The 1,363-nt window shown below is 57.5% G+C and carries 1 pseudogene; it reads right to left on the reverse strand.

What is annotated here, in order from left to right:
* A pseudogene (locus ACTHS3_RS13260) lies at positions 1-1,363 on the reverse strand (RHS repeat-associated core domain-containing protein); the annotation flags it as partial.

Below are 1,363 nucleotides of genomic sequence, written 5' to 3' on the forward strand. Positions count from 1 at the left end.
TAGTTCTGCACTTCGCCGTCGGCCAGTTCGCGGTGGATCAGGTTGCCGAGGTCGTCGTAGTAATAGCTGCTGCCGTTGTAGGTTTGTAGGCGGTTGTCGGGGACGGTAGGGCTGTTGTTGTTGGACAGGATATTGTGTGCGGGGTCGAAGGCGAATACTTCGCTATCCGCTTTGGTAATCTGGCCCAGTTTGTCGTATTCAAACCGGGTCGTGCCCGTCCGTTGGTCGGTGCTGTGGGTCAGGTTGCCGGTGCGGTCGTAGCCGTAGCTGCGTTTGACGGCATAAGCCGATGTTACTGCATTTTTCGCTGTTTCGATCTGCGTCAGCTCGTTGAGTGCGGCAATTTGTTTTTTCAGACGGCCTAAGGGATCGAGTTCGTAACGGCTGGCGAGTTTACCCTGTGTGCGGTAGATTTCGCGGTGCAGCCGATCACGTTCGATGTCGGAGATGACTTCGTCGTCGAGGCTGATTTGGTGCAGGTGGCCGCTGCCGTAATACAGGTAGTTGATCTGTCTGCCGTCGGGCAGGACGGTGGCGGTACGGTTGCCGTTGAAGTCGTAGTGGTAGCGGATGCTTTCGGTAACGGGCAGGTACAGCATGTCGTATTGCGCATCGCGCCAGTCGGTTTCGGGCAATCCGTTTCGGGCGTTCTCTTCCTTAGTCGGTACTTTCCATTGGTGCTGGCCGATGATTTGGCCGTTGCCGTTGTAGTCGAAGCAGGTAATGCTGTGGCGGTTGGCGGCACGGACGAGGTTGCCGTCCAGGTCGTATTGGTAAACGGTTTCCTGAACCTTGTCGTTGTTGCGGGCGAGGGTATGGATTAAGCGTCCCAATACGTCGCGTTTGAACTCGGTAATCCGCAACGGGGTTTGGCCGTCGAGGCCGTCTGAAAGCGGGGCGGCTTCTTTTTTGGGGATGGGTTGACCGCCCAGCTGCGCCATCAGTTTGGCGGCAAGGGAGGCGTCATCACCGAATTCGTGCTGCTCGACCAGTTCGTTGCCGGCGTTGTAGCGGTAGCCGGTCAGCTTATGGTCGAAACCGCTTTCTGCAATCAATCGGTCGAGGATGTCGTAGGCAAAGCGGTAGCGCGCACCGTTTTCATTGGTGAGGCCGACTAGGCGGCGGGCTTTGTCGTAATGGTAGCCGAAGGTATGGCCCAGCGCATTGGTGCGTTGGGTCGGCAGACCGTCCTGGCCGTATTCGTAGGAGGTGGTGTGGCCTTCGCCGTCGGTATGGGTGGTCAAACGACCTGCAGCATCGTAGCCGAAGGTCTCTTTGCTGCCGTCTGGATAGAGGGCGAGGGTGAGGTTTTGATTGGCGTCGTAGTGGTATTCGGTGTGCTGTCCCAGCGCATCGGTAATAC

Source organism: Neisseria sp. P0009.S007 (assembly GCF_051962515.1).